Raw genomic sequence first — 25,363 nt, forward strand, 5'->3', positions numbered from 1 at the left:
GATGTACGTGAAAAAAGCTAACTATTTACGCTTAACCCATGCGGTCGAGCACGAAATTGAAATTAAAAACAGTCGTTTTATTGCTTCGCTAGCGCCTGCTACTGATGCCGCTGATATTGCCCGCCATGTGGCCGAGGTAAAACAACGCTGGACCAAAGCCAATCATTACTGCACCGCATCGATTATTGGCAGCCCCTTTGATGACACCTGTTATGCCAGTAGTGACGACGGCGAACCCGGCGGAACAGCGGGGCGTCCGATGCTGAATGTATTAACTCATCACCCGTTAGGTGAAGTTTCAGCCGTTGTCGTGCGTTATTTTGGTGGTATAAAACTCGGTACAGGCGGCCTACAGCGTGCCTACAGTCAAGCCGTTGCCGAAGCTCTACCGTTTATCCAAACCGCTGAGCGTAAGTATCGCGAGTACTTCAGTCTTGTTTATGATTATGCTGACCAAGGTGCAGTCGAGGGCATCTTAAGTGGTTTTGAATACAAAGTGGTTGAGCAGACATTTACTGAAAATGTACACCAAATGATTGCCATTGAGCCTGAATACCGTGCTCAACTTGATAAGCAGTTTCAGGCTCAAACACAGGGTCGGGTCAAGTTGTTAGAAGAACATCGCGCTGGGTTGGAATAATCTCTCTACCTGGTCGATATACTTTTTATCAAGCAAGAACAGCATCACATGATCATCTGATTGAATGATGGTTTCGCTGTGGGCCATCAGCACTTCACTGCCACGTACTACAGCGCCAATCGTGGTGCCCGGCGGTAGTTTGATTTCTTTGATGGCTTTACCAACCACCTTGGACGTTGACTCGTCACCGTGTGCAATCGCCTCAATTGCTTCTGCCGCGCCTTTGCGTAGTGAGTACACGTTGACGATATCACCGCGGCGGACATGCGTGAGTAGCGCTGAAATCGTGGCGCGCTGAGGTGATATGGCGATGTCGATCTCACCCCCTTGTACGAGGTCAACATACGCACTGCGCTGTATCAATACCATCGTTTTACGCGCACCCATGCGCTTTGCCAACATGGCGGACATGATGTTTGCCTCGTCATCGTTGGTTACTGCAATAAATACGTCGGTGTCTTCAACGTGTTCTTCTTCCAATAACTTTTGATCAGATGCATCGCCTTTAAAAACCAAGGTATGTTCAAGTTGCTGTGAAAGCGACTCGGCACGAGCCTCGGAGCGTTCAATCAGTTTAACTCGGTGATCGGCTTCTAACTGCTTAGCAAGCCCTGCGCCAATGTTACCGCCTCCGACAATCATGATGCGTCGGTAACGATTCTCGAGCTTCTGCAACTCTTCCATGACTCGACTGACATGACGTGTATCAGCAATAAAGAACACTTCGTCATCGGCCTCAATAACGGTCGTACCGGTTGGGCGAATCGGCTTTCCTTGTCGATAAATCGCAGCAACGCGCGTATCGATATTAGGCATGTGTTCTTTGAGTGTCGAGATTGCGTGACCGACCAGTTTACCGCCGTAGTAGGCTTTAACGGCAACGAGGCTGGCTTTACCCGACGCAAACTCCATAACTTGCAATGCACCAGGGTAGTCAATTAGCTTACGAATGTAATTGGTCACTAACTGCTCAGGCGAGATAATATAGTCAACGGGCGCATCGTTTTTATGGAATAGCTGATCGCGATAGCGAATGTATTCTTCTGAGCGAATACGCGCAATTTTGGTTGGCGTATTAAAGATAGAATAGGCGACTTGGCAGGCGATCATATTAGTTTCATCGCTACTGGTGACCGCTATCAACAGATCTGCATCTTCTGCGCCCGCCCGGCGCAAGGTATCGGGATGCGAGCCATGACCGACGACAATGCGCAAATCATACTTGTCTTGAAATGACTCGAGGAGTTCAGCGTTGGTATCAACCAAGGTGATATCATTGCGTTCACCAACCAGGTTTTCGGCGAGCGTGCCGCCCACTTGTCCTACACCCAATATAATTATTTTCATGTCAGCTTTTCTATCTTCGCGTAAAAGAATCCGTCGCCGTGGTGCTCTCCAGGAAGCAATTGCAGCATGGGACGGTTCGCATCAATGCTTACCAGATTAGCATCCGAATGCTGACCGAGGAAGCGTGATATTTGTTCGCTGTTTTCCTCGGGTAGAATCGAACATGTAGCATACACTAATTGACCACCAGGCTTTAATATTGGCCAAAGGCGCTCGAGCATGCTTTGCTGCAACTCAACAAGTTGTTCTATATCTGATGAACGGCGTAGCCATTTTATATCGGGGTGACGGCGAATAACGCCTGTAGCAGAGCAGGGGGCGTCAAGCAATATACGGTCAAAAGGCTGTTTATCCCACCAGCTATCAATGTCTAAAACATCGGCGCAGATAACATCACATGACAGGTTGGCTCTATACAGGTTCTCGCTAACACGCTCGAGCCGTTGTTCATCAACATCAATGGCTATCAGCGGTGTCTGGAACTCGGTGCGTTCGAGTAAATGAACGGTCTTTCCACCCGGCGCGGCACAACAATCGAGCACGCGGTGTTCAGGTTGAGCGGCGACCATATCTGCTGCCAGCTGTGCCGAACGATCCTGAACCGAGACCCAGCCAGCCTCGAAATGGGGTAATTTGTTAACGGGCACGGGTTTAGTCAACCGAATAGCATCTTTAGCTTGCTCATCGGCAACCGCTTCAATCTCATGTTGTTTTAATAGGTCAATGTAGCTCGCAACGTTCGTGTGTCTTTGATTGACGCGTAACCACAGAGGAGGCTGTGAGTCATTTGCGGCAAATACCGACTCTGCTTGTTCACCATAAGCAGCAGTGATCTTATCTTTAAGCCACCGCGGGTGATTTACCCCCTGTGTGCTTTCGAGTTCGCGTTCGCCTGCATCGTTACGCGCTGGCGCCTCGCGCAGCACCTGACGTAATACACCATTCACTAACCCACTGAGTGCCTTACGCTTGAGTAGCTTACTTGCCTCAACTGTTGCACTGACCGCGGCGTGGTCCTTAGTGCGTAATTTAAACAGTTGGTAAGTGCCTACTAACAAAAGCGATTGGATGATTTGGTTCTTACCTTTCAAGGGCTTATCTAATTTGCCACTTACCTTTGCTGTAAGCACCGGAAGGTAACGCATGACACCGTAACTAATCGCTTGCGCGAGCCGTTTGTCTTCTGCTGATAAGTGGTCACCGTACTCACTCAGCGCTTGGGTCAACGATTGGCCTTGCTCTAATACGGCATGTATTGCTTGTGCGGCGGCAGCACGGCTATGCGCTCCCGTCGATGTTTTAGTCGACATCGTTTAAGTTGACCCCAATTGCAAAGGTGGTGGCATAGCCGTTGAGCAAGTCATTTACAGGTAAAGGTTTTTTACCGGGTAACTGCAAAGAATGGAGGGTTAACGCGCCGTGTGAGCATGCCACCGTAATGCCTGCGGGTGAGCACTCAATAATAGTACCTGGCGTTGAGTGATGAACTTGGCTGCTCACGCTGGCTTGGTGTACCTTAACGGTGCGCTGGCCCACCTTGCCGCCTGGTAATTCGAACCAAGCGAATGGCCATGGATTAAATGCACGTACGTTACGTTCTAGTTGAGAGGCATCCGACCAATCAATCTTACCTTCTTCTTTACTGAGCTTTTTAGCATAGGTCGCATCATCGTGTGCTTGAACGTTCGCGTTTGCTCGATAATGCTCAAGATCGTTTAAAGTGGTTATTAATGCACGCGGTCCTAGTTGAGCGAGTTTTTTGTATAGCGAAGCAGATGTTTCTCGTGCATCAATGGCACATTGCTCTACGTGTAGGACAGGTCCCGTGTCTAAGCCCTTTTCCATTTGCATGACAGCAACACCAGAGGCCTCATCGCCCGCCCATATGGCACGTTGGATGGGTGCTGCGCCGCGCCACCGCGGGAGTAGCGAACCATGTACGTTGATACAACCGTACTTAGGTGTAGCAAGAATAGCCTCGGGCAGAAGAAGCCCGTAAGCCACAACGACCATCACATCAGCACGATAGTCCGCAAGTGTTTGCTGAGCGGCCTCCGAGTTTAATTTTTCGGGTTGTTCCACCGCAATGTCGTGCTCTAAAGCGAGTTGCTTAACCGCGCTCGGTTGTAACTTTTTACCGCGGCCGGCTTTGCGATCGGGTTGCGTGTAAACGCCAACCACATGGTGTTCGCTATTCAGTAATGCCGCCAAATGGTCGGCTGCGAACTCAGGCGTACCCGCAAAAACAATACGTAATGGTCTTTGTGTGCTCAATCGATTAGGCTCCAGCGCTCAGTTTTTCTTGCAAACGTTGCTCTTTCTCGAGCTTTTTACGAATACGCTCTCGTTTAAGTGGCGATAAATAATCAACAAATAACTTACCATCTAAATGGTCAATCTCATGCTGGACACAAATGGCAAGTAATCCCTCAGCATCCATAGAGAAGCGTTCGCCGTTTTTATCGAGTGCTTGTACTGTGATGCTTTCTGCGCGTTCGACTTTAGCAAATACGTTTGGGAAAGACAGACACCCTTCTTCGTTGGTGAAATGACCCTCAGCGCGTGTAATCTCAGGATTGATAAACACTAACGGCTCGTTCTGATTTTCACTACAGTCAGCAACGAATAAACGTTGGTGAACGTCCACTTGTGTCGCCGCTAGGCCCACACCTTGAGACTCGTACATAGTCTCGAACATATCGTCAATTGTGGCGCGCAGCGCATCGTCAACCTTTTCTATTGGTTGCGCAACCGTTCGCAAACGCTCGTCGGGGTACTTAAGTACCGTTAACTTAGTCATTCCAAAATCTCCTTCGCTTTAACTACTTTTATTTTAACTTAAATTGGGGGAGGAATGACAGCCGTGCAGTACCATGAACTTGCATTATTAATGAGTCTGAACAAAGCGCCAATCGCCGTGCAGAAGCAATGCAGAGCGTTTGATCGGTTAGAAATGATTCAGGACCGATACCTGCAATCGATTAAGCCGGTTCAGCGAACCTATGTTTTGCAAGCATTGCACTGGCTAGAGAACGATAATTGTGGGGTCATCGGTTGGTTTGACGAAGCGTATCCAGCGTTGTTGCGCTCGATTGAGCGGCCGCCCATGGTATTGTTTTTTAAAGGCCGAGTTGAGTTGTTATCGCAAGCAAGCGTTGCGCTGGTAGGAAGTCGCAAGGCGAGTCATTATGGTCTGCAAGTAACCGAACAGTTAGCGCGTCAATGCGCTCGATCCGGCGTGGTGGTTGTGAGTGGGCTAGCCATGGGCATCGATGCGGCGGCGCATCGGGCGGCAGTCGATTATGGTGCTACGGTTGCGGTTTTAGGTACCGGTATCGACCAAGTCTATCCGCGCCGCAACCGAGATTTATACGAACTGATGAGTCACCAAGGTCTTATTATTAGCGAGTTTTCACCGGGAACGCCTGCACGCATGGATCATTTTCCACGCCGTAACCGTATTATAAGTGGCATGACAAAGGGTGTTGTCGTAGTTGAGGCAGCGCGACGCAGTGGCTCGATTTCTACCGCCCTGTCAGCGTTGCGTGAGGGACGAGAGGTGGGCGCAGTGCCAAACAGTATTTTCGCCAAATCGCAGGAAGGGTGTCATTGGTTATTGAAAGAGGGTGCTGATTTAATCACCTGTACAAATGACATTTTGGCATGGTTTGATTTATCCGCAGATGAATCGGATCAACAGTCGGCATGTACAACGCCTAAACACTTGGCAAACAATCCATTGTTCGCTAATGTGAGTAATGACCCTGTGAGTTTGGATGAACTTGTAGAGCGAACGGGGTTATCGGTTGCTGAGGTAAGCGAACAATTATTATTACTTGAGCTTGAAGGACTGATTACAGCAATTCCGGGTGGTTACATAAAAGTGGGGAGGCGCTAACCATGTTTGATATCCTCATGTACTTGTTTGAGAACTATATACATTCCGACTCAGAAGTCGTGGTTGACCACGATGAGTTGACGGACGAACTCGCCCGGGCCGGATTCCATCGGCAAGAAATCCAAAAAGCGTTGGCTTGGCTAGAGCGCTTAGCGGATCTACAAGAGACTGAGGCTAAGACGTATCTCAATGTAACGCCTGTTGCTTCAATGCGGGTTTACACGGAGATTGAGTGCAGCCGTTTAGATACTCAGTGTCGTGGGTTTTTGACCTATCTCGAAAATTTAGGAGTGCTTGATTTTAGTACTCGTGAAATGGTTGTTGATAGGGTGATGGAGCTTGAAACCAGTCGATTTAGTCTCGACGATCTCAAGTGGGTCGTGCTTATGGTATTATTTAACCTACCTGGGCGTGAAGCGGCCTACGATAAAATGGAAGGTTTGCTGTTTGAGGAACCCGAGGGACCGCTGCACTAATCTAATTAAGGATGTAGAGTCATGCAGGCGTGTCCTAAGTGTGGTCGAGAACTGGTTGTAAAGCATAAAGGTCAGCAAAGCTTTCTGGGATGCAGTGGCTATCCCTCGTGTGAGTACAGCCAGGGACTTCGCGAACAATCGGAGATTGAGCCGGAGAACCTGGGTGTGCCTTGTCCACAGTGCGGCAATGAACTGCAACTCAAAAGTGGGCGTTTTGGCTTATTTGTCGGATGTAGTGATTACCCACATTGTGATTTTATTGCCGAAGATCCCACGCAACGTGAGCAAGATTCGGTACCTTGTCCTGAATGCGAAAAAGCGGGCCGAGAGGGTCGTGTGGTCGCTAAAACGGGGCGTTCTGGTAAGCAATTTTTCTCCTGCGACCAATTTCCTAAGTGTGACTTTTCTTTACCGTTGCCGCCCGTCAAGCAAGATTGTCCAGAATGCGGCTTTTCCCTATTGATGAGAAAACGCAGCCAAGGTTCAGAGCGGCTTGTTTGTCCGCAAAAGCACTGCGACTATCGCTCCAAGCCGTTATAATAATTCCAAATTCTAGTTTTAAAGAGGAACTCCCGTGTCGGCACTCGATATTGAATCAGCACGTTCGGCGTTATTGAATGGCGTTATTGCCTATCCAACGGAGGCGGTTTTTGGCCTGGGGTGTGACCCACGCAATGAAGAAGCCATACGAAAAATTTTGACGCTGAAAGAACGCCCTGATGATAAAGGCTTGATCCTTATAGCGGCGGATTACAGTCAACTGACCCCGTATGTTAAAGACTCCGCCATAGGTCAAGATAAACGGTTCAGTGTGTTATCTCATTGGCCTGGCCCTGTCACCTTGATTTTACCCGCTCGAGATACCGTATCACCGTTATTGACGGGAGGGCGTGATACTATCGCGGTGCGTGTGACGGCATATGAACCCGTACGTGAGCTGTGTCGTAAACTCGGTACGGCGCTCGTGTCTACCAGCGCAAACCCAAGCGGTGAAGAACCTGCAAGAACCGCTCAAGAAGTGAGCAGTTACTTCGGCGATAAGGTTGACTGGGTATGGGATGAAGTCACCGGTGGAGCCGAGCAACCGTCTAAAATTATTGATCCATTCAGTAACACCGTATTGCGGTAAGGCGTAAGTGATGATGGAACAGACAATGTTGAAGCCGGTGTTGAGTTATTTGCTCAATCTACAAGACCGTATTTGCGAGCAACTCGAGACTGCTGATGGCGGAGGTCGTTTCCAACAGGATGAGTGGCAGCGCGAGCAAGGCGGTGGTGGTCGCTCACGTGTGATGAAGGAAGGAGTGACCTTTGAACAAGCGGGTGTCGGCTTCTCACACGTCTATGGTGAGCAACTCCCAAAAAGCGCAACAGCGCACAGACCCGAGCTCGAGGGGCGTGACTTTAACGCCTGCGGTGTCTCATTGGTCATTCATCCAAAGAATCCGCATGTGCCGACAGTGCATCTCAACGTTCGGTTTTTCATTGCCGAAAAAGAGGGTGAGGATCCAGTGTGGTGGTTTGGCGGAGGCTTTGACTTAACGCCTTATTATCCATACACCAATGATTGTATTGAATGGCATAAAAAGGCCAAGGCATCGCTTGATGCGGTCGACCCCGACCTCTACGGCAAATATAAAGTATGGTGTGACGATTACTTTTATTTGAAACATCGAAATGAAGCGCGTGGCATTGGTGGTATTTTCTTTGACGACTTAAATGATCGTTCGTTTGATGATGCATTTGACGTCATTAAAGCGGTAGGCGATGCCTTCTGTGAAGCTTACGTACCTATCGTAGAACGTCGCAAAGACACCGAATATTCAGAGCACCAACGACAATTTCAATTATATCGACGTGGTCGTTATGTTGAATTCAATCTTGTTTGGGATAGGGGTACGTTGTTCGGGCTGCAAACCGGGGGTCGTACTGAATCAATTTTAATGTCGATGCCCCCGTTAGTGCGCTGGGAATATGATTGGCAACCGCAGCCAGATTCTGCTGAGGCGGCGTTAACGGAGTACTATTTATTACCGCGCGATTGGGCGGCGATGGAGTATATTAATGAGTGATAAGTTAGGCGTTTTCGGCAATCCAATCAAACACAGTTTGTCGCCAAGAATACACAGCCTGTTTGCCGAGCAAACGGGTCGTCATGTGGATTACCAACGCCTACTTGTCAGCCCTTATGGCTTTTCGAGTGCTGTCGCCGGTCAGTTTTCGCAAGGCTTAGTGGGCGCGAATGTCACCGTTCCTTTTAAGCAGGCGGCTTATCGCATCGTTACTCAACACTTAGGTTCCGCGGCACACAGCGGTGCCGTGAACACCTTAATTAGTGCCCCCCATGGTGGCTTGATCGGCGCTAATACAGACGGTGACGGCTTAGTAGCGGCGCTCAAGTCAAAGGGTGTCAGTTTGGCGGGGCGCCGCATTCTTTTGCTAGGGGCAGGCGGCGCGAGTCGTGGTGTGATGCCAGCGCTCAATGCCGAGAAGCCAGACGTGATTTGGGTCTGGAATCGCACACCGAGCCGCGCAGAGCAACTTGCCTCGCTATTTGATTCAGCGCAGGTGTTACGACACTGGTCTAGTGCCCGTAAACCAGACCTCATCATTAATGCAACCAGTGCCAGTTTGTTCGGCGAGTCGTTAGCTCTTCCTGAGCATCTGCTTGATGCCGATACGGTTGGCTATGACATGGTTTACAGTCGTGATGCGACAGCTTTTCAAAGTCAGTTTAAAGCATCAGGTGGTGGTGTTTGTTTTGATGGCTTGAGAATGCTGGTGGAACAAGCGGCTGTCAGCTTTAGCCTTTGGTTTTCGTGTGACAAACCTGAAACCGAAGCCATCTATCATCAGTTACGTAATGAGCTAGCCGAGCTTGACTAACGCCAGGCTAGCATTCACATCGATCTCGTTAAGCGCCCGAAGCCAACGGATTTGATTAGGGCGTAATGTATCACCCGGTCCTTTCACTTCCACGAGCATGACCTGTTGATCGCGATAAAGCCATAAATCGGGAAAGCCTGCTCGGTTGTTGTGTACGTCGCGAGCGATGCGTTCAAAAATAGTCGCCCATTGCCGACCTTTAAGCCGTAGCCACCAATCGATGAGTTCATTCTTATCAACGCCAGGCCAGTAAATAAATGGATTCGCCCGCCCTGACTTCTCTGCAATAACGTGTTCAATACGTTGTATTACTGTATCAGGAGCGTGCTGTATTTCATCGAGCCGTTGTTGAATTAATGCTTCGCGGCGATGATAAAACTCGTGGCTATTGAGATCTCTTGGTCCTCGCTGAAAAGGGTGAACAAAAGCGCCTTCAATATCTTCGAATACGATATCCCAAAAAATAATACCAAACAGTGTTTGTGGAATCGTGTTCTCATGATGTCCGCCTTGCCAGCCTTGCTGCTCAAAGTAAGTTAACGTTTCTGCTTCAATGGAGGTTCCCCTCGATGCAAAGCTTAAATGGTGAGTTTCAGGCTCGACAGATGTCGTCGAAGGTTCGGCAAACCAGCGTGACAGTAACTGCTCGGCAATGGCGTGTTCTGGATCGTTCCAAGGGTCTTCGAGCATCCTGATTAAGGTCGAATGAGCCTGCTCATTGTTAGCCTGCTTTCTATAAATCCTTGCCATTCGCTCGCGGGCGGGAGGGCGGAACGACTGCTGATAAATCAACAATGCATCGTCGAGTGCATCGGCGCGCTCACAATCTCGAGCGAGCTTATTACAAAGCCGGCTAAAGGTTCCGCGAAACTTCTTCCATCCTTGGTAGTCTGATGAGCGCTCACACCAGTCGCGGATAACGCGCATGCGCTCAGTTAAGCCTTCTGTATCCGAGTAGCGCTGGCGAAACGCACTCATAGCATGGTAGTCGGCAACGTCTTCGGAGCTACTAAATAAGCTTTTTGGCCGAATCCTGTACGTTTCATAATGAACATGGCCAAGGGCGGTTTTAATAAATTCGGTTAGATCCTGGTGAGCATTGCCAAAGAACAACAGCGATAAGCGATCAAAGTTGGCTTGTTGCGTCAATGCGTACCAGTGACATTGAATTGCTGCAGACCATGGTGCTGGGCAGGCTAGTAGTGCGGCGAGAATATCCGCCTTCTTGGTCGATGCAGCCAGTGTGCAGCCATTCTCTCGCGCCAACTGCAGTAGCTCGGCGCGCTTTAACAACTCAAGTCCCTCGGGGCTATCAATCCTGTGGTGGACGCTAAGCCAGCCCACATGCTCAAGCGCGGTGATTGCTCGCGTGAGGTTAATTTCAGGATAGTTGAGGCTATCGCCGCGAAATTGTTGTCCGCGTCGGCTCGATAACCTAATCCACAGCTTTTGTGCGTCGGTATTGAGCGCCTCGTAGTGTGTGAGCGTCAGTCGTGTCTCGTGATCTAACAGCGCGTCGTGGTGATGTCGCACCCAACGCAAGATAGTATTGAAGTTCTGCCAATAGTAATCGGGCTGATCGACATCAGCGGGTTCCCAACGCATTGAATTCTCGATACAAAAAATAACCTATTATAAAGGTACGCTCATTTTGGAAGAAAAGAGTATAAAAAAACCGACAGTCTGACTAGACCTTGTCTTATTTTGTGGTAGTCTACTTAGTCTGCTCGATTCGATACGCGCTCTCGTTTCGAAAAGTCGGGTAGCAAAAATAAGTTTCCACAGCGAAACAAATAACAAGAAGTAGGGCACTTAGGGTAGCCCGCCGTTTGAAAATCCCTTTTAAAATCAAGCTTTTAAAGCCTATCTAACACACGATAACCTTTTGGTTCTGTTCGTGGGGTTAACTATTGTCAACAGAATTATCCACAGCGTATCCACATCTATCGACTAGCCTTGTTTCGGCGCCTATGGCATCCTTAGCACATTAGTTTTTTGACCAGCGAGACCGCATTCATGGCGCAGACAGTACCTGAAAATCCTTTCATTTTAGTTGATGGCTCCTCGTACTTATTTCGGGCTTTTCATGCTCCACCGCATTTGACTAACTCTGCGGGAGAACCTACAGGTGCGGTCTATGGTGTCGTTAATATGCTGAGAAGCCTGTTGAAGCGTTACAAGCCGTCACATATGGCGGTGGTATTTGATGCAAAAGGAAAGACATTCCGCAGTGATATCTATCAGGATTACAAGGCGAATCGACCACCGATGCCAGATGACTTGCGCTCACAGATTGAGCCGCTGCATGCCATCGTGAAAGCGATGGGATTGCCGTTGTTATGCATTGAAGGCGTTGAAGCGGATGATGTGATCGGCACCCTTGCTAAACAAGCGGGTGACCAAGGGCGATTCACCTTGATCAGTACCGGCGACAAGGACATGGCGCAGCTCGTCAATGATCATGTCATGCTGATAAATACCATGACAGACACACTACTCGACGAGGCCGGGGTGGTTGAGAAGTTTGGTGTTAAGCCAAATCAAATTATTGACTACTTAGCACTGATGGGGGATAGCTCGGATAATATTCCTGGCTTACCGAAAGTGGGTGAGAAAACGGCGCAGGCGATGCTTCAAGGCATCCCGAGTATCGATAAGATCTACGACGATATTAATGCGGTGACCGAATTAGGATTCCGCGGCGCTAAATCAATGCCGAAGAAACTGGAAGAATATAAAGAGCAGTTATTGATGTCACGCGAGTTGGCGACGATTAAATGCGATGTCGAACTCGAATGTCCACCCGAGGCGTTAACGATCGAACCGGCGGATACTGATCAGCTCCAAACGCTTTATGGCAAAATGGAGTTTCGTCGTTGGTTAAACGAACTTCTCGAAACGGGTGCTGCAACGGATCAAGCGCTGGGTGAAGCCACGCCTGCCGAGGAGCAAAGTGAGCAGTTCAGCGTAAATCGTGACGCATATAAGACGCTATTTACCGAAGATGAAGTCAAAGAGTATGTCGCCCAATTAAAGAAAGCCGACGTTATTGCCTTTGACACTGAGACGACCAGTCTTAATTACATGGAGGCCCAATTGGTGGGGGTTTCCTTTGCGATGACTGAGGGTGAAGCGGTGTATATCCCCGTCGCGCACGACTACGTGGGCGTCGAAAAGCAAGTTGACCGTGACTGGTTGCTGCAGACTTTAAAGCCGTTACTCGAAGATCCCGCTATTCCTAAGGTTGGTCAGAACCTTAAGTACGATGCCCATATTTTAAGACGTTATGATATAAAGCTGCGCGGTATTAAGAATGACACGATGCTGGCATCGTATGTCTTTAACAGCGTAGGCTCACGTCATGATATGGATACTCTGAGCCTGCAATACTTGAATCACAAGCCGATTAAGTTTGAGGAAATCGCTGGTAAAGGGGCAAAACAGCTGACTTTTAATCAAATAGAATTGGCACAAGCGGCGCCTTACGCTGCCGAAGATGCCGATATTACCCTGCGTTTGCACCATATTCTGTGGGATAAAGTGCATCAAACGGGAGAGCAACTTGCTTCTGTGTTAACGGATATTGAAGTCCCGCTCGTGAGTATTTTGACTGACATGGAAGAATACGGCGTAAAAGTCGATGCCGAGATGCTCGGCAAGCAAAGCGAAGAAATTGCTAAGAAACTCGAAGAACTTGAGCAAAAAGCATTTGAAATTGCAGGTGAAGAGTTCAATTTAGGATCACCAAAACAACTTCAACAGATCTTATTTGAGAAGCTGGAGCTACCGGTCGTCAAAAAGACACCCAAAGGCGCACCTTCTACGGCTGAGGAAGTATTGCAAGAGTTGGCACACGACTACCCGTTGCCCGACGTGATTCTCCAGCACCGCAGTTTAGCCAAGTTAAAGTCGACCTATACCGATAAACTGCCACGCATGATTAACGCGGATACTGGGCGTGTACACACCTCGTATCAACAGGCGGTTGCGGCAACCGGAAGGCTTTCTTCGACTGAACCTAATTTGCAGAATATTCCTATCCGCACGCCGGAAGGTCGCCGTGTCCGCCAAGCCTTTATTGCTGAGGAAGGGTTTACTGTCGTTGCGATCGATTACAGTCAAATTGAGTTAAGAATCATGGCGCACCTGTCTCAGGATGCCTCTTTGTTGCGGGCATTTGCCCAAGGTAAAGATATCCACCGTGCAACGGCGAGTGAAGTATTTGGGTGCAGCTTAGAGGAAGTCACCGACGAACAGCGTCGTCGAGCGAAGGCGGTAAACTTTGGTTTGATTTATGGCATGTCTGCATTTGGGTTATCGCGCCAATTAGATATCCCGCGATACGAAGCGCAAACCTATATGGATAAATACTTCGAGCGCTTCCCAGGGGTGCTGGAGTACATGGAAAATACGCGCGAAACGGCAAAACAACAAGGCTATGTGTCAACGCTCTTTGGTCGCCGCTTGCCGTTGCCTGAAATTAAGGCGTCGAATGGTGCTCGTCGGAAGGCCGCTGAACGTGCCGCGATTAATGCTCCGATGCAGGGAACTGCGGCGGATATCATTAAGCGCGCGATGATAAAGGTCGGCGACTGGATTGACGAGAAAGGATGTCAATCCGATGTGCGGATGCTGATGCAGGTTCACGATGAATTGGTCTTTGAAATTCGTACAGAACATGCAGAAAATTATGCAAAAGCGCTTGCTGATGTGATGGGAGAGGCGGCTGAATTGGATGTGCCATTGCTTGCTGAATATGGCTTTGGCGCCAATTGGGATGAAGCGCATTAATTTTTTTAAGAAATTTTGAACTTTATTAATTAGGGAGACTCTGAATAAGTGAAGGCGAGAGGTAAGCCTTCAAAAATTTGTTCTCCCTGGATTGTTTTTAGCCCGGCCTTTTGGTCGGGCTTTTTTATTTCTGTCTTTGAGGGATTCCCGCAAGTCCACTGCGACCGCGTCGGTTAGCAAACCAAACACCTATCAGGATCGCCAACATACCAAGACCGTGCTGTAAGAAGAACGGCTCGCCATCCAAAACCCCCAGTAACATAGCAACGATAGGGATAAGGTAGGTGACGGAGCTGGTAAACACAGTGTTTGTGAGTTGAACAACATAATTAAAAATCACCAATGCACCCGCTGTTCCAACGATACCTAAGATGAGTACAGCGGCTAACGACAGTGGTGCGTCCGGCTGTTGGGCATGGACTAAAAAGTCGGTACCCAAAAACAGGAATATGGCCGCTGGTATGCTCGCCATTAATAGCGAAACACCGGTGATGGTGAGGGGCTTTAAGTCGGAGATTTTGTGCTTTATCAGGTTAAGGTTAATGCCGTAGCACAACGTCGCGAGCATGACGAGTAGGGCATAACTGTTGAATTGGAATGAACCGTTTGCGGTCGCTGTTATCAGGAGTACGGTGCCAATCAGGCCAATAAAAATGCCCACCCATTGTGCCCAACGGGCTGACTGGCTAAAAAGCAGTACACCTATCACCAATGTCGAAATAGGTGTTAATGCGTTCAAAACACCCGTCACACCGCTTTGTAACTGGGTTTGCGCAATCGCAAACATAAAGGCTGGGATAAAACTCCCGACTAGTCCTACACAAGCGAGCTTAAGCCAATGCTTGCGCGAGATTTGGCGCAGCTTGGGCAGTATCAAGGGCGTTAATACTATGCCCGCGGAGGCGATACGCAAAGCGCCAACTTCCATAGCCGTAAAGGCTATCAACCCTTTTTTAATTAATAAAAAAGAGCTCCCCCAGATAAGCGCGAGCAAGCCAAGTAATAACCATGCTTTTAGCGGCGGTGTGTCCGAGGCGTTATGTGTCATCGCTTTCTACAAAGTCATCGGTGGTCGGTGTTTCACCCAAAAACCATTGATCCAGTTTTTGTTCGAGCTGGTCAATGCCAAACTTCTTAAGTGACGAGAAGACTTCAACCTGCACATCACCATTAAAGGCGATCGCAGCTTGACGCGCTTTAAGCAAGGTCGACTTGCGAGCGCCTTGTTTCAATTTATCCGCTTTCGTGAGCAACGCCAAAACGGGAATGTCGCAATCAACCGCCCAATAAATAAGCTCTTGGTCGGTTTCTCTAAAGGGGTGACGAATGTCCATGAGTACCACGAGGCCTTTGAGTGACTTACGCTTCTCGAGGTATTCAGAAAGCGAGCGCTGCCATTGTTCTTTCACTTCCATGGGCACTTTTGCAAAGCCATAACCGGGTAAATCGATTAGGCGTTGACCCGTCGCGGTTTCAAACACATTAATTAATTGTGTGCGGCCAGGGGTTTTACTCGTTCTGGCAAGATTGCGTTGCCGAGTCAGCGTATTTAACGCACTGGATTTGCCCGCGTTTGAACGGCCAGCGAAAGCGATCTCGATGCCACTATCCTCCGGCAACTTACGTATATTGGGGGCACTGGTAATAAAGGTAGCTGTTTGATAATTGATGCGCTTTTCTGACACGGCAGGCTCACTTGCTTGTAAAATGTATACTATTGCGCAGTATTATGAAGCATCTGTACACTTTCTCCAACGCTGAATTGCATAAACAATGTGCATTAGACGTTTAATCGTGCGTTGTTTTGTGTAAAATAAGCTACCGTTAGATGCGATCGGTTCAGGCACGAGGGTGCCTCACAGAGACAAGAGAAGCAGACATGAAAAAATTCGCGATCATTCTAGGATTGTTTATGAGTTCGACCAGTGTTGCCATGGCGCAGCAGGGTGACGTCGAAGCAGGAAAAGAGAAGTCTCAGGTATGTGCAGCATGTCACGGACCTAATGGCGTTTCTCCTACTGACATGTACCCGAACTTAGCAGGTCAACATCCCAAGTACATCTATAAGCAGTTGATGGACTTCAAAACCGCGTCTGAGACAGGCGGCGAGGAAGGTCGTAACAATGCTATCATGATGGGCCAAGTTGCTAACTTGTCTGAGCAAGACATGAAAGATTTAGCGGCTTATTATGCAGCTCAGGATCCGGCGAAGGGCGATACGCCAGAGGATTTGATCGCGAAAGGCGCAGATTTTTACCGTCGCGGTAACGCTGAATCTAAAATTCCATCTTGTGCGGGCTGTCACGGTCCTCGCGGCAACGGAATGGGCCTTGCGGCATTCCCTGACATTTCAGGTCAGCACCCCGCGTACATTATCTCTCAACTCGAGAACTTCCGCAGCGGTGAGCGTGCCAATGATCCAAACGGTATGATGCGTGGCGTTGCAGAAAAAATGACCGACGAAGAAATGGAATTACTCGCTGAGTACTTGCACGGTCTTTATTAAAAAAACGGGTTTTGAAAGAAGGGTGGCTCTAAGCCACCCTTTTTTATATTAAATGTTATGTTTTTATGCGTTTTTTACGTCTTATAAACAAAAATGTTATAAAAAAATGGATTTTTAGAGCGATAAAATCATTGAACTCATCCGCATTAATACGTAGTCTGTAAAGCGTCCGAGGGAGATAGCCTCTCTTGAGACAACAAAATAATAATAAGACTGCTTAAAGCAGCGATAAAAATCGATACATAAAAATAACAACAAATCGATTCTGGATTTCAGTTCGCAAAAACAATAATAATAGAATAGAAGTCCAGGGAGTAAAAAGTGGTATTGGTTGCTCCTTTCAATAATAACAACAACTAGAAAATAAGGTTACGGAAGACCGGGATAAGAACTCGGAAGCAGTGACAACCATTCTCATAGTTGCAGTGCGCTGCCGAATATGAGAAACAGAGGCGATGGAAACATCGCCTTTTTTCTTTTCTAGTGAGCCCGTTATGTTGTTATGTCCTCTGTGTGAATCTCACACCCAATTTTACGCCCGCGATAGAAGACGTTCGTTTTATCAATGTGAGCATTGCCAGTTAGTGTTTGCTGATCCCAAAACGCATATCGATCTCGCAGAAGAAAAACGCCTTTACGAAACTCACGAGAATGATCCTGCAGATGCGCACTATCGTGGCTTTTTGAATCGCCTTTGGCAGCCTCTTAAAGTGCTGTGCCAACAATCTAACTATAAAACAGCTTTGGACTTTGGTTCCGGTCCAGGACCTACGTTGCATTTGATGATGCGAGAGGCGGGTCTCGATGCTCATCATTACGATCCTATTTATTCACCCGATAAGACGAGGCTAAGCCAATCGTACGATGTAGTGACCTGCACCGAGGTGATCGAACATTTCTGTTACCCTCAGCAAGACTTCATTCGATTACGGTCGTTGGTAAAGCCGGGTGGCGTGCTGGCTACCATGACTAAGCCTTGCGTAGCGGCACAGCAGTTTCCAAATTGGCACTACAAAAACGACCTGACTCATGTCTCATTCTTTTCTGAAAGGACGTATCACTATATCGCTGAGCGCTTTGGTTTTAGTGTGGACCGAGTCAGTGATCAAGTAACCTTCTTTCGTTGTGTGAAATCCTGCTGATTACAATGGTTGTATGCGTTACAATAGAGGTAACTCTATGAAATAAGGAGTCCACATGACTCGTAAGAAAAAAACACGTAAGACGGGCCCTCTCGCGCCGTCAAAAGCACCAAAAGATAAACGTCAGGTCGAAAACATTACACGCGGAAAGAAAAAAGGCAAAGGTCAGCCCGCTGGCAAACGCCACAGTGAGGCTAAACGCGATCAGCAGGTGACTCAAAACAAAGACACCGAAACGGATCCACGTAAGGGCAGTAAGCGTAAGATCGACCTAGGTCCTGTTGTTTCGACAGCAGCCGTCGCAGCACTCACACCGCAACAACAGCTCGAACAACTGCAGAACGATGAGCGGTTGCAGGATTTAGTCGAGCGGTTCGAAGAAGGTGAAGTGCTATCTAATGATGATCAACGTTATCTCGACGAGCAATCAGAACGTTATGAAAAGCTGGCGAGCCAGTTAGGTCTCGATCTTGACGATGATGACGAAGAGTGGGATGACGAGGAGTATTAATGTCTACATTAGTGATAATTTTATACATACTGGGTGTCGTCGTTATCGTGGGGTTGGCGGTTTACGCAATGACATTGCTTAAACGCTTGCGCTACCAAAATCAACTGCGCCAACAAGCTGTGCAAAAGCGAGTTGACCGCATTGATGAGAGCATCATCACCATCGCCAAGGGCATGCAACAAGACCAATGTCCGTTGTCAGAGGGCTGTCTACGCATCGTTGTGCTGCTGGACCACCGTCCCGAATCAACACAACATGATTACGCCAAGGATTATCCGGGAATGCATGACATGTATGAGCGTATTAAACACATGCCTACTCATGAGAACCGTAAAAAGTTTCCTAAGCAAAAAATCAAGGAACTGGATAAAGAGCGTGAAGGTTACGAAGTTGAGTTAAAAGACGTTATTTTAGCTGATGTCGAAAAGTTGTTGCGTGAGTTCCCCACTCGGTAAAAGGAAGCGCCGATGTTATTTAAAGGCATTCGAGAAGATATAAAAAGCGTCTATAGCCGCGACCCCGCGGCCCGCAACGCCTTTGAAATTCTGTTTAATTACCCAGGGCTTCATGCAATTTGGTTGCATCGCTTTAGTCACCGCTTGTGGAAACTCAGGCTGTATTGGTTGGCGCGCTTTGTATCTAATATTGGCCGTTGGTTGACCGGTGTAGAAATTCACCCAGGTGCTAAGATAGGGCGTCGATTCTTCATCGATCATGGCATGGGCGTAGTAATAGGTGAGACAGCTGAGATCGGTGATGACGTGACCCTTTATCATGGTGTCACGTTAGGCGGAACCTCGTGGAATAAAGGCAAGCGACACCCAACGCTTAAAGACGGTGTGGTGATTGGTGCTGGCGCTAAAGTACTGGGACCTCTTACGGTCGGTACCGAAGCGCGTATCGGATCGAACGCGGTCGTGGTTCGCGATGTGCCCGACGGTGCAACGATGGTTGGTATCCCAGCACGCGTCGCTAAGTCGGGACAAGATAAAGAGACGTCAGAACGCCGCGCTAAAATGGCAAAGGCTTACGGATTCGATGCATATGCGATTTCTGCAGATAACCCGGATCCTGTGGCAACCGCCATTGGCCGAATGCTCGATCATGTTCACGTACTCGATCAAAAGGTGTCTGACCTATGTCAGGCGGTTAACCGCTTAGGTGGTGACGTCTGTGGTGAACTGCCTGAAGTCGAAATGGATGATGTGGCGTTTCTCGAAGAAAAGCAGCGTGCTGCGCAACAACGTGAAGCGCAACACGATAATAAAGAAGAGACAAATTAGCTCTTAAGGTTGAAGCGCTCTATCAGCTCGTACAGTTCGTACGATGTGCGCTTCAAATCATTACTGGATTTTTGAGTGCTTTCAGATGTTTGTTCAGTTTGACGTGCAATATCAGAAATCTCTGACAACTGCTGATTAATGTGCTCGGCAACGCCCGACTGCTCTTCAACCGCTGATGCCATTTGCGTCGACATATCGGCAATTTGTTCAATCGCATCCGATATTTGCGACAACGCACTATCGGCACGCTTAACTTTATCAACGCCTTCGGCTGCAGATTTTTCACCTTGCTGAGATACTGCTACGGCCTCTTTAGCGCGCCCGCGTAATTGATTGATCACATCATGAATACTATCTGTTGATTCTGATGTCCTACGCGCAAGATTCCTTACTTCATCGGCAACGACCGAGAAACCGCGTCCATGTTCGCCTGCACGGGCGGCTTCAATTGCCGCATTGAGCGCTAACAGGTTGGTTTGTTCAGCGATAGATGAGATTAAGTCGGCAGCGGCACCAATTTCTGCGGTGGAAGAATCCAGCGCTTCTACGGTCTGAGCAATCTGTTTAACTGCTTCATGCAACTCGACAATGACCTCGCTCGCTTGGCGTGCGAGCTTAACGCTCTCATCGGTATTACGTTTAGCGCTGTCTGCTTGTTCTGCGTTCTGCTCAACGGTTGCTGCAACCTCCTGTATGGTGGTCGACATTTCATTCATTGCCGCCGCGGTTTGATCGGTCGCGAGTTTTTGACGTTGCACTTGCTCGTTCGATGTGTTGGCTTGTTGGTTTGTATCATCAGCAACACGCAGCAGTCGACCCACCGCGTCTTTAATACGGGCGAGTGCCGTGCGATTGCGAGCTCCTTCACTCAATAACATCAGTGATAGCTTTGCTTCGCGTCCTTGTGCATCAAAGTAAGTCGTACCGACAAGTTCGTCTTGGAACGCCTCGGGACGAATATTGAGCATCCGCTGCATGATCGAGGAAACATAGCGCGCATACCATACTGAACTGATGATTGTTGCGCCTAACGTAACTGCACCCATCTGCCATGAACTCATGGTTGCAACTGCGATAGCTGCTGCTGAACCAGGGATAATCACCGGGGTTAAATCGCGCAACGCATAGGCGATGCTTTTAGTGAGAGGAACGGCACGTTTGCCTCGATTAATGCGCTGATAGATGCGCATCGCGCGCACTTTGCGTTCATCAGAGGTTTTTACTCGAACAGACTCAAATCCGGTGGGCTTACCATCGTGAATAATGGGTGTAACGTACGCGCTAACCCAATAATGGTCACCGTTCTTACAACGGTTTTTGACAAGACCCATCCAGGGTTGTCCCCGTTTGATGGTTCGCCACATATTCTCGAAAACTGCCGCCGGCATATCGGGATGGCGCAAGATGTTGTGCGGAGAGCCGATAAGCTCCTCGCGGGTATAGCCGCTTACTTCTACAAAGTCATCGTTACAGTGAGTAATAATGCCCTTGCGATCAGTCGATGAAATGAGCCTATATTCGTCTGGAATGTGGCGTTCTTTTTGGGTGACGGATCCGTTATCTTTCATAATATCCCTTTTAACTTGATATGCATCAAGGATAGAAGGTTATCGGAAAAATTAAAAAGAACTTTAGATAGGTTAAAAAGATTATTAAGTAACGCATAAAAAACGCCGCTAAAAAGCGGCGTTTAGAATTCTTTTTAAACGTAGATTACATAGGAACTACGTTTTCTGCTTGAGGACCTTTAGGACCTTGAGCAACAGTGAAAGAAACTTGTTGGCCTTCAGCTAAAGTTTTGAAACCGTCAGCTTGGATTGCACTGAAGTGAACGAAAACGTCTGCGCCGTTTTCTTGTTCGATGAAACCAAAGCCTTTAGCTTCGTTGAAAAACTTAACTTTACCAGTAGTAGTAGACATGCTGATCTTCCTCGTAATGCATGTGAATTAAAAATGCTCAGAAATTGGTATTACTTGGACTTACAAAACGAGGTACAGCAAAGAAGGACTTCGTACACAAATCTCAAAACAATAGCCGAATTTCATCAGCGATCATCAGTATATACCCTTGTTTAGGTCTGTCAATTAAACTCGGACTTATTTTAACCAGTTTTTGCTAATGTGCCGAAACGTGTCGGTACCTGATTTCTCTAACCACTCGAAAGCAACCATTTCCGACGTAACAATTTGCACGCCGGCTTCCCGCATCCGCGCGATCGCTGTTTCTTTGTCATTCGGTCGACGAGAGCCTACTGTGTCGGTTGGTAGGAACACTTCATAGCCTTGCGCAGCGAGGTCAATTGCAGTTTGCATGACACACACGTGGGTCTCCATACCCATAATCACGATCTGCTTTTTATCGTATTCCTTCACCACTTCTTGGAAAGTAGGTTCACGCCAAGCGCTAAAGTGAGTTTTTTCGACCACGCGTGCAGCTTCAATAATTTCTCGTAATGCCGAAACGGTATAACCCAAACCTTTTGGATACTGTTCTGTGATAAGGACAGGTACATCCAGCTGCAGTGCGATTTCACCGAGCCAGCGCATGCGTGAAGTAACAATATCGCGCTGGTGAATGGCCGGTGTAATGCGTTCTTGCGCATCGACGACTAAAATGATGGATTCATCACGTTTTAACAACATAGGACTGACCTTTTATTTCGCGTTTGAACTCATACTACCTAAAAGGCGTGTTATGTACATAGTGCTTTGGTCGCAGCGGTCGCTTGCAACGGTCAAAAAAACCGCAGAATATTTGCAGTTTGTTCCCCTGATCGCTACAATTTCGGCCTTTTCAGCCCCCTCTCTTTCAAAAAGGTGATACATGGCTACCGTACTGATCTTAATGGGTTCGCAATCTGATTGGCCAACGATGCAGAAAGCGGCCTATATGCTCAAAGACTTGGGCGTAAGCTGGGAAGCAAAAGTTGTTTCAGCACATCGCACGCCAGATTTACTTAAATCGTCTATGGAGCAAGCAGAAAAGGATGACGTTAAGGTAGTCATCGCAGGTGCTGGCGGTGCCGCTCACCTACCAGGCATGCTTGCCGCACATACGTCTATTCCAGTGCTTGGTGTACCGGTATCGAGCAAACAGCTTAAGGGGCTTGATAGTCTGCTATCGATTGTTCAAATGCCTAAAGGCGTTGCGGTCGGTACTTTAGCCATCGGTGATGCCGGTGCGGCGAATGCGGGATTGCTTGCGGCACAAATCGTCGGCTCATTTGATGCCACAGTGCGTCAGCGCGTGACCGAATTTCGCAACCAACAGCGCGATAAAGTAATGGCGAATGCTGATTTGGAGTTGCCGCAATGAAAGTTCTGATTTTAGGTAACGGACAGTTGGGGCAAATGCTCGGCAAAGCCGCTATTCAGCAAGGCCATGAATGCATTTTGTATAGTGACCGCGATCATCAAGTGAAGGCATTAGGTAGCCAACAAGCACTCAATTTAAGCTTGGAAGAAGCAAAAGAGTGGGCCGATGTTGTTACTTGGGAACACGAACATCTTGCCGACGATTTGATTGATGCGACGGCAGATAAATGGCTATTAAAGGCCAGTCTGTTCCGCCAGTTAACCGATCGCCGCACGCAGAAGGCGCTTTGTGACACCTTAGAGATTCCGACTTCAGACTGGCAACCGTTTAATGATGCCGCTGAGCTCGAGGCTATCTTATCTGACTGTGACCGGGCTGTTGTCATTAAATCAGCGAAGGGCGGCTATGATGGTAAAGGCCAGTGGCGCTGGAAGCCAGGTCAAGCAAAAGACGACATTATTGCAGAGGCGGGACAACGCCCGGGTATTGTCGAGGATATGATCGACTTTAGTGATGAAGTTTCGGTTGTAGCGGCACGTGACCACCATGGTGAACAGCGTGGATACCCGCTGACTTTAAATGTCCATCGCAAAGGCATTCTTGCTTATAGCATCGCGGGTGCACAGGGTTTTTCCGAGGCACTTGAGCGGCAGGCACAAGCGTATCATCAGAAACTGACTGATGAGTTAGATTATATTGGCGTGTTGGCGATAGAGTTTTTCGTTGTCGGTGAGGGTGATGACCAACAACTGCTGGTCAATGAAATTGCTCCGCGTGTTCATAACTCGGGTCACTGGACGATGAGCGGTTCGAATTGTGATCAATTTAACTTACATATGCGGGCTATCACTGGACTGCCGACGCCGGATTTATTGGTTGCGCCAACGCTCATGCTAAATGCGATTGGCATTGATGGGTTTCCAGAAGTGTTGTGGGAAGCCGGTGCGGCCGATTGTCATTGGTACGGAAAAGACGCGCGCCCCGGTCGCAAAGTGGGCCACGTTAATTTAATGGTCGACAGTGCAGAGCGCGCGCATAAGCTCGCCGAACAATGGTGCGACGAGCTGCAAGTACTAAAAGACGCCTAAAAGCGCTCTAGCAACCACTTCTGCATATCCTCAACCTGCTCCATGCATAGTGAATGCGGCATGGGGTAGGTTTGATAAGTCACTTGGTAACCCATCTCTTTTAAATGCGCCACAGCACGTTGCCCGAGCGTTTCAGGAACCACAGGGTCTTGCGTACCGTGTTGTACCAGAATGGGCAGTGACTGATTGGCTTCAGCTGGTGTGATGTCGCCTTGCGTTGCGAAGTAGGTCGAGTGAGCCATTAGGCCACCCAGCGGCTTAGGATAGGTCAGCGCTGCTTCATAGCCGACCGCACCGCCTTGCGAGAAACCGGCAATAATAATGCGTTTGCTATCGATGCCCTGTTCAATTTGTGCGTCGATCATTTGATGAACAGCGGCGGCAGAGGCTCTTAATTGTGTCGCATCAATCTCACGATCAATGGTCATCGCCGTGATGTCGTACCAAGCTGGCATCACCATACCTTGATTAATGGTGACCGGAAGCCTTGGCGCGTGAGGGAATAAAAAACGCACATGGGCAGGGGCTAAGTTTAAATGCTCAACCATGGGGACAAAGTCGTTTCCAGAGGCGCCCAGTCCGTGTAACCAGATGATGACCGCATCGGCAGGTGCACTTGGGTCGTGTTTAATGACTTCTAACTGCATAAAATCTCCTAACTAAAGGCTGGATACGAACCCAGCCAGTGAATTTGATTCAACTCACTGAGCTTTGCGAGCGCCCTTTGTACTGCCGGATCGTGTTCGTGGCCATCAAAATCGATGAAAAAGTGATACTGGCCAAAACCATCCCCGGTGGGACGCGAAACAATTGAGGTTAAGTTAATGTCTTGCTCGGCAAACGCTTTTAAACTATCGACCAATAACCCAGGATGGTCATTGTCGTCGATAAGCATCACGCTACTTTTCCAACGGCTGTCTTGCCGTGCCATCAAGGGCTCGGATTGCGCGGATAGTAACACAAAGCGAGTTTGATTTTTTCGGCTATCGGCGACATTACGCTGAATACAACGCAACTGTTCCGGGCAGGGGATATGGCTCGGAACAATGGCTGCTGATGGCTTGTCGGCAACCATCAACTCATGCAACGAGGCGGTATTACTCGCCGTATGGACGATAGGTAATGATAGGGTGTTTAACACCTGATGACACTGTCCAGCAGCGACAAACTGCGCCCATACTTGCTCTGGTCGCTCACTGTTAGCAAGCAAATGATACTGAATCGGCAAACCATACTCTGCGTGGATATAAAGTGGATGGTGTGCGAAATGGTCGACAACCGGCGAGACGAAACCATCAATCAGATTTTCGATAGGAACGACCGCAAGTTGTGTGCTGTCTACACTGTGCAGGACATCAGGCAACGTGCTTTTAAACACGATGGGCACTGAATCGCCTAACTGCTGCTGGAAGTGCTGCGCAGCACGTTCCGAGAACGTACCGGCAGGACCCAGTGTCACTAATTGTTCAATCATAAAAC

Annotated in this window: 27 protein-coding genes; 15 read left to right on the plus strand and 12 right to left on the minus strand. The window is 48.4% G+C overall.

Features of this window, described 5'->3' with window-relative positions; genetic code table 11:
- The first annotated feature begins 1 nt into the window (after window position 1).
- A complete protein-coding gene (locus DFP83_RS12535; RefSeq protein ID WP_241971649.1) occupies window positions 2-640 on the plus strand; it encodes a YigZ family protein in 639 nt (212 codons plus the stop codon).
- On the opposite strand, the gene trkA is transcribed toward DFP83_RS12535, so the two are convergent.
- The 4 genes from trkA to def are packed head-to-tail and all read right to left on the minus strand — an operon-like array spanning window position 611 to window position 4,787.
- A complete protein-coding gene (gene trkA / locus DFP83_RS12540; RefSeq protein WP_110576269.1) occupies window positions 611-1,987 on the minus strand; it encodes a Trk system potassium transporter TrkA in 1,377 nt (458 codons plus the stop codon). The two genes, DFP83_RS12535 and trkA, sit on opposite strands and share 30 nt — an antisense overlap.
- A complete protein-coding gene (gene rsmB, locus DFP83_RS12545; protein WP_110576271.1) occupies window positions 1,984-3,297 on the minus strand; it encodes a 16S rRNA (cytosine(967)-C(5))-methyltransferase RsmB in 1,314 nt (437 codons plus the stop codon). Before rsmB ends, trkA begins: the two co-directional genes overlap by 4 nt.
- A complete protein-coding gene (gene fmt / locus DFP83_RS12550; protein ID WP_110576273.1) occupies window positions 3,287-4,261 on the minus strand; it encodes a methionyl-tRNA formyltransferase in 975 nt (324 codons plus the stop codon). The genes rsmB and fmt overlap by 11 nt, the downstream gene beginning before the upstream one ends.
- Window positions 4,262-4,265: 4 nt before the next feature.
- Complete coding sequence (gene def / locus DFP83_RS12555; RefSeq protein WP_110576275.1) at window positions 4,266-4,787, minus strand: peptide deformylase; 522 nt, start codon at window positions 4,785-4,787, stop codon at window positions 4,266-4,268.
- A gap of 54 nt (window positions 4,788-4,841) precedes the next feature.
- Here def and dprA point away from each other — a divergent pair, with 54 nt between their 5' ends.
- The 6 genes from dprA to aroE are packed head-to-tail and all read left to right on the plus strand — an operon-like array spanning window position 4,842 to window position 9,247.
- Window positions 4,842-5,885: a DNA-processing protein DprA gene (gene dprA, locus DFP83_RS12560; RefSeq protein WP_181416420.1), complete on the plus strand. Its 1,044-nt coding sequence runs from the start codon at window positions 4,842-4,844 to the stop codon at window positions 5,883-5,885.
- A 2-nt stretch (window positions 5,886-5,887) separates the two neighbouring features.
- Window positions 5,888-6,361 (plus strand): DUF494 family protein, encoded by a 474-nt coding sequence (locus DFP83_RS12565; RefSeq protein ID WP_006954110.1) that lies wholly within the window; start codon window positions 5,888-5,890, stop codon window positions 6,359-6,361.
- A gap of 21 nt (window positions 6,362-6,382) precedes the next feature.
- On the plus strand, window positions 6,383-6,901 hold the full coding sequence (locus tag DFP83_RS12570) for a DNA topoisomerase family protein (protein ID WP_110576277.1): 519 nt from the start codon (window positions 6,383-6,385) through the stop codon (window positions 6,899-6,901).
- Window positions 6,902-6,935: 34 nt separating this feature from the next.
- A complete protein-coding gene (gene tsaC / locus DFP83_RS12575; RefSeq protein ID WP_110576279.1) occupies window positions 6,936-7,490 on the plus strand; it encodes an L-threonylcarbamoyladenylate synthase type 1 TsaC in 555 nt (184 codons plus the stop codon).
- 13 nt (window positions 7,491-7,503) lie between these two features.
- Entirely contained in the window at window positions 7,504-8,433 is a 930-nt protein-coding gene (hemF, locus tag DFP83_RS12580) for an oxygen-dependent coproporphyrinogen oxidase (protein WP_110576335.1), read from the plus strand.
- Window positions 8,426-9,247: a shikimate dehydrogenase gene (gene aroE, locus DFP83_RS12585; RefSeq protein WP_110576281.1), complete on the plus strand. Its 822-nt coding sequence runs from the start codon at window positions 8,426-8,428 to the stop codon at window positions 9,245-9,247. The genes hemF and aroE overlap by 8 nt, the downstream gene beginning before the upstream one ends.
- Here aroE and DFP83_RS12590 read toward each other — a convergent pair.
- A complete protein-coding gene (locus DFP83_RS12590; RefSeq protein WP_110576283.1) occupies window positions 9,230-10,852 on the minus strand; it encodes a VRR-NUC domain-containing protein in 1,623 nt (540 codons plus the stop codon). The genes aroE and DFP83_RS12590 overlap by 18 nt on opposite strands.
- 411 nt (window positions 10,853-11,263) lie before the next feature.
- On the opposite strand from DFP83_RS12590, the gene polA reads away from it, so the two are divergent.
- On the plus strand, window positions 11,264-14,038 hold the full coding sequence (polA, locus tag DFP83_RS12595) for a DNA polymerase I (protein WP_110576285.1): 2,775 nt from the start codon (window positions 11,264-11,266) through the stop codon (window positions 14,036-14,038).
- A gap of 124 nt (window positions 14,039-14,162) precedes the next feature.
- Here polA and DFP83_RS12600 read toward each other — a convergent pair whose 3' ends face one another.
- Together DFP83_RS12600 and yihA are read right to left on the minus strand one after the other, a co-directional pair.
- The gene (locus DFP83_RS12600; RefSeq protein WP_110576287.1) at window positions 14,163-15,086 is read right to left on the minus strand and encodes a DMT family transporter; all 924 of its coding nucleotides are present in this window, start codon (window positions 15,084-15,086) and stop codon (window positions 14,163-14,165) included.
- Complete coding sequence (gene yihA / locus DFP83_RS12605) at window positions 15,076-15,723, minus strand: ribosome biogenesis GTP-binding protein YihA/YsxC (protein WP_110576289.1); 648 nt, start codon at window positions 15,721-15,723, stop codon at window positions 15,076-15,078. Before yihA ends, DFP83_RS12600 begins: the two co-directional genes overlap by 11 nt.
- A gap of 194 nt (window positions 15,724-15,917) precedes the next feature.
- Here yihA and DFP83_RS12610 point away from each other — a divergent pair, with 194 nt between their 5' ends.
- From DFP83_RS12610 to cysE, 5 genes are all read left to right on the plus strand, one after another.
- Window positions 15,918-16,544 carry a c-type cytochrome gene (locus DFP83_RS12610; protein ID WP_110576291.1) on the plus strand — a complete coding sequence of 209 codons (627 nt, stop codon included), beginning with the start codon at window positions 15,918-15,920 and terminating at the stop codon, window positions 16,542-16,544.
- A 494-nt stretch (window positions 16,545-17,038) separates the two neighbouring features.
- A complete protein-coding gene (locus DFP83_RS12615) occupies window positions 17,039-17,686 on the plus strand; it encodes a class I SAM-dependent methyltransferase (protein ID WP_110576293.1) in 648 nt (215 codons plus the stop codon).
- A 55-nt stretch (window positions 17,687-17,741) separates the two neighbouring features.
- Window positions 17,742-18,197: a Der GTPase-activating protein YihI gene (gene yihI / locus DFP83_RS12620; protein ID WP_110576295.1), complete on the plus strand. Its 456-nt coding sequence runs from the start codon at window positions 17,742-17,744 to the stop codon at window positions 18,195-18,197.
- Window positions 18,197-18,652, plus strand: a complete 456-nt coding sequence (locus DFP83_RS12625) for a DUF2489 domain-containing protein (RefSeq protein WP_110576297.1) — start codon at window positions 18,197-18,199, stop codon at window positions 18,650-18,652. The genes yihI and DFP83_RS12625 overlap by 1 nt, the downstream gene beginning before the upstream one ends.
- 12 nt (window positions 18,653-18,664) lie before the next feature.
- Entirely contained in the window at window positions 18,665-19,480 is an 816-nt protein-coding gene (gene cysE / locus DFP83_RS12630) for a serine O-acetyltransferase (RefSeq protein ID WP_110576299.1), read from the plus strand.
- Here cysE and DFP83_RS12635 read toward each other — a convergent pair.
- The 3 genes from DFP83_RS12635 to DFP83_RS12645 all read right to left on the minus strand — a co-directional run bounded on the left by DFP83_RS12635 (window position 19,477) and on the right by DFP83_RS12645 (window position 22,123).
- On the minus strand, window positions 19,477-21,048 hold the full coding sequence (locus tag DFP83_RS12635; protein WP_110576301.1) for a methyl-accepting chemotaxis protein: 1,572 nt from the start codon (window positions 21,046-21,048) through the stop codon (window positions 19,477-19,479). The genes cysE and DFP83_RS12635 overlap by 4 nt on opposite strands.
- A gap of 145 nt (window positions 21,049-21,193) precedes the next feature.
- Window positions 21,194-21,400: a cold-shock protein gene (locus DFP83_RS12640; protein WP_006954095.1), complete on the minus strand. Its 207-nt coding sequence runs from the start codon at window positions 21,398-21,400 to the stop codon at window positions 21,194-21,196.
- A 177-nt stretch (window positions 21,401-21,577) separates the two neighbouring features.
- Window positions 21,578-22,123 (minus strand): hydrolase, encoded by a 546-nt coding sequence (locus DFP83_RS12645; RefSeq protein WP_110576303.1) that lies wholly within the window; start codon window positions 22,121-22,123, stop codon window positions 21,578-21,580.
- A 181-nt stretch (window positions 22,124-22,304) separates the two neighbouring features.
- On the opposite strand from DFP83_RS12645, the gene purE reads away from it, so the two are divergent.
- Both purE and DFP83_RS12655 read left to right on the plus strand, forming a co-directional pair.
- A complete protein-coding gene (gene purE, locus DFP83_RS12650) occupies window positions 22,305-22,796 on the plus strand; it encodes a 5-(carboxyamino)imidazole ribonucleotide mutase (RefSeq protein ID WP_110576305.1) in 492 nt (163 codons plus the stop codon).
- Window positions 22,793-23,884, plus strand: a complete 1,092-nt coding sequence (locus tag DFP83_RS12655) for an ATP-grasp domain-containing protein (RefSeq protein ID WP_110576307.1) — start codon at window positions 22,793-22,795, stop codon at window positions 23,882-23,884. Before purE ends, DFP83_RS12655 begins: the two co-directional genes overlap by 4 nt.
- Here DFP83_RS12655 and DFP83_RS12660 read toward each other — a convergent pair.
- Window positions 23,881-24,531, minus strand: coding sequence for an alpha/beta hydrolase (locus tag DFP83_RS12660; RefSeq protein ID WP_110576309.1), 651 nt, complete (start codon window positions 24,529-24,531; stop codon window positions 23,881-23,883). The two genes, DFP83_RS12655 and DFP83_RS12660, sit on opposite strands and share 4 nt — an antisense overlap.
- Window positions 24,532-24,539: 8 nt before the next feature.
- A complete protein-coding gene (locus DFP83_RS12665) occupies window positions 24,540-25,358 on the minus strand; it encodes a prephenate dehydratase (protein WP_110576311.1) in 819 nt (272 codons plus the stop codon).
- Between the last annotated feature and the right edge of the window lie 5 nt (window positions 25,359-25,363).

The sequence above is a fragment of the Idiomarina fontislapidosi genome (assembly GCF_003226255.1).
Taxonomy (GTDB): Bacteria; Pseudomonadota; Gammaproteobacteria; order Enterobacterales; family Alteromonadaceae; genus Idiomarina; species Idiomarina fontislapidosi.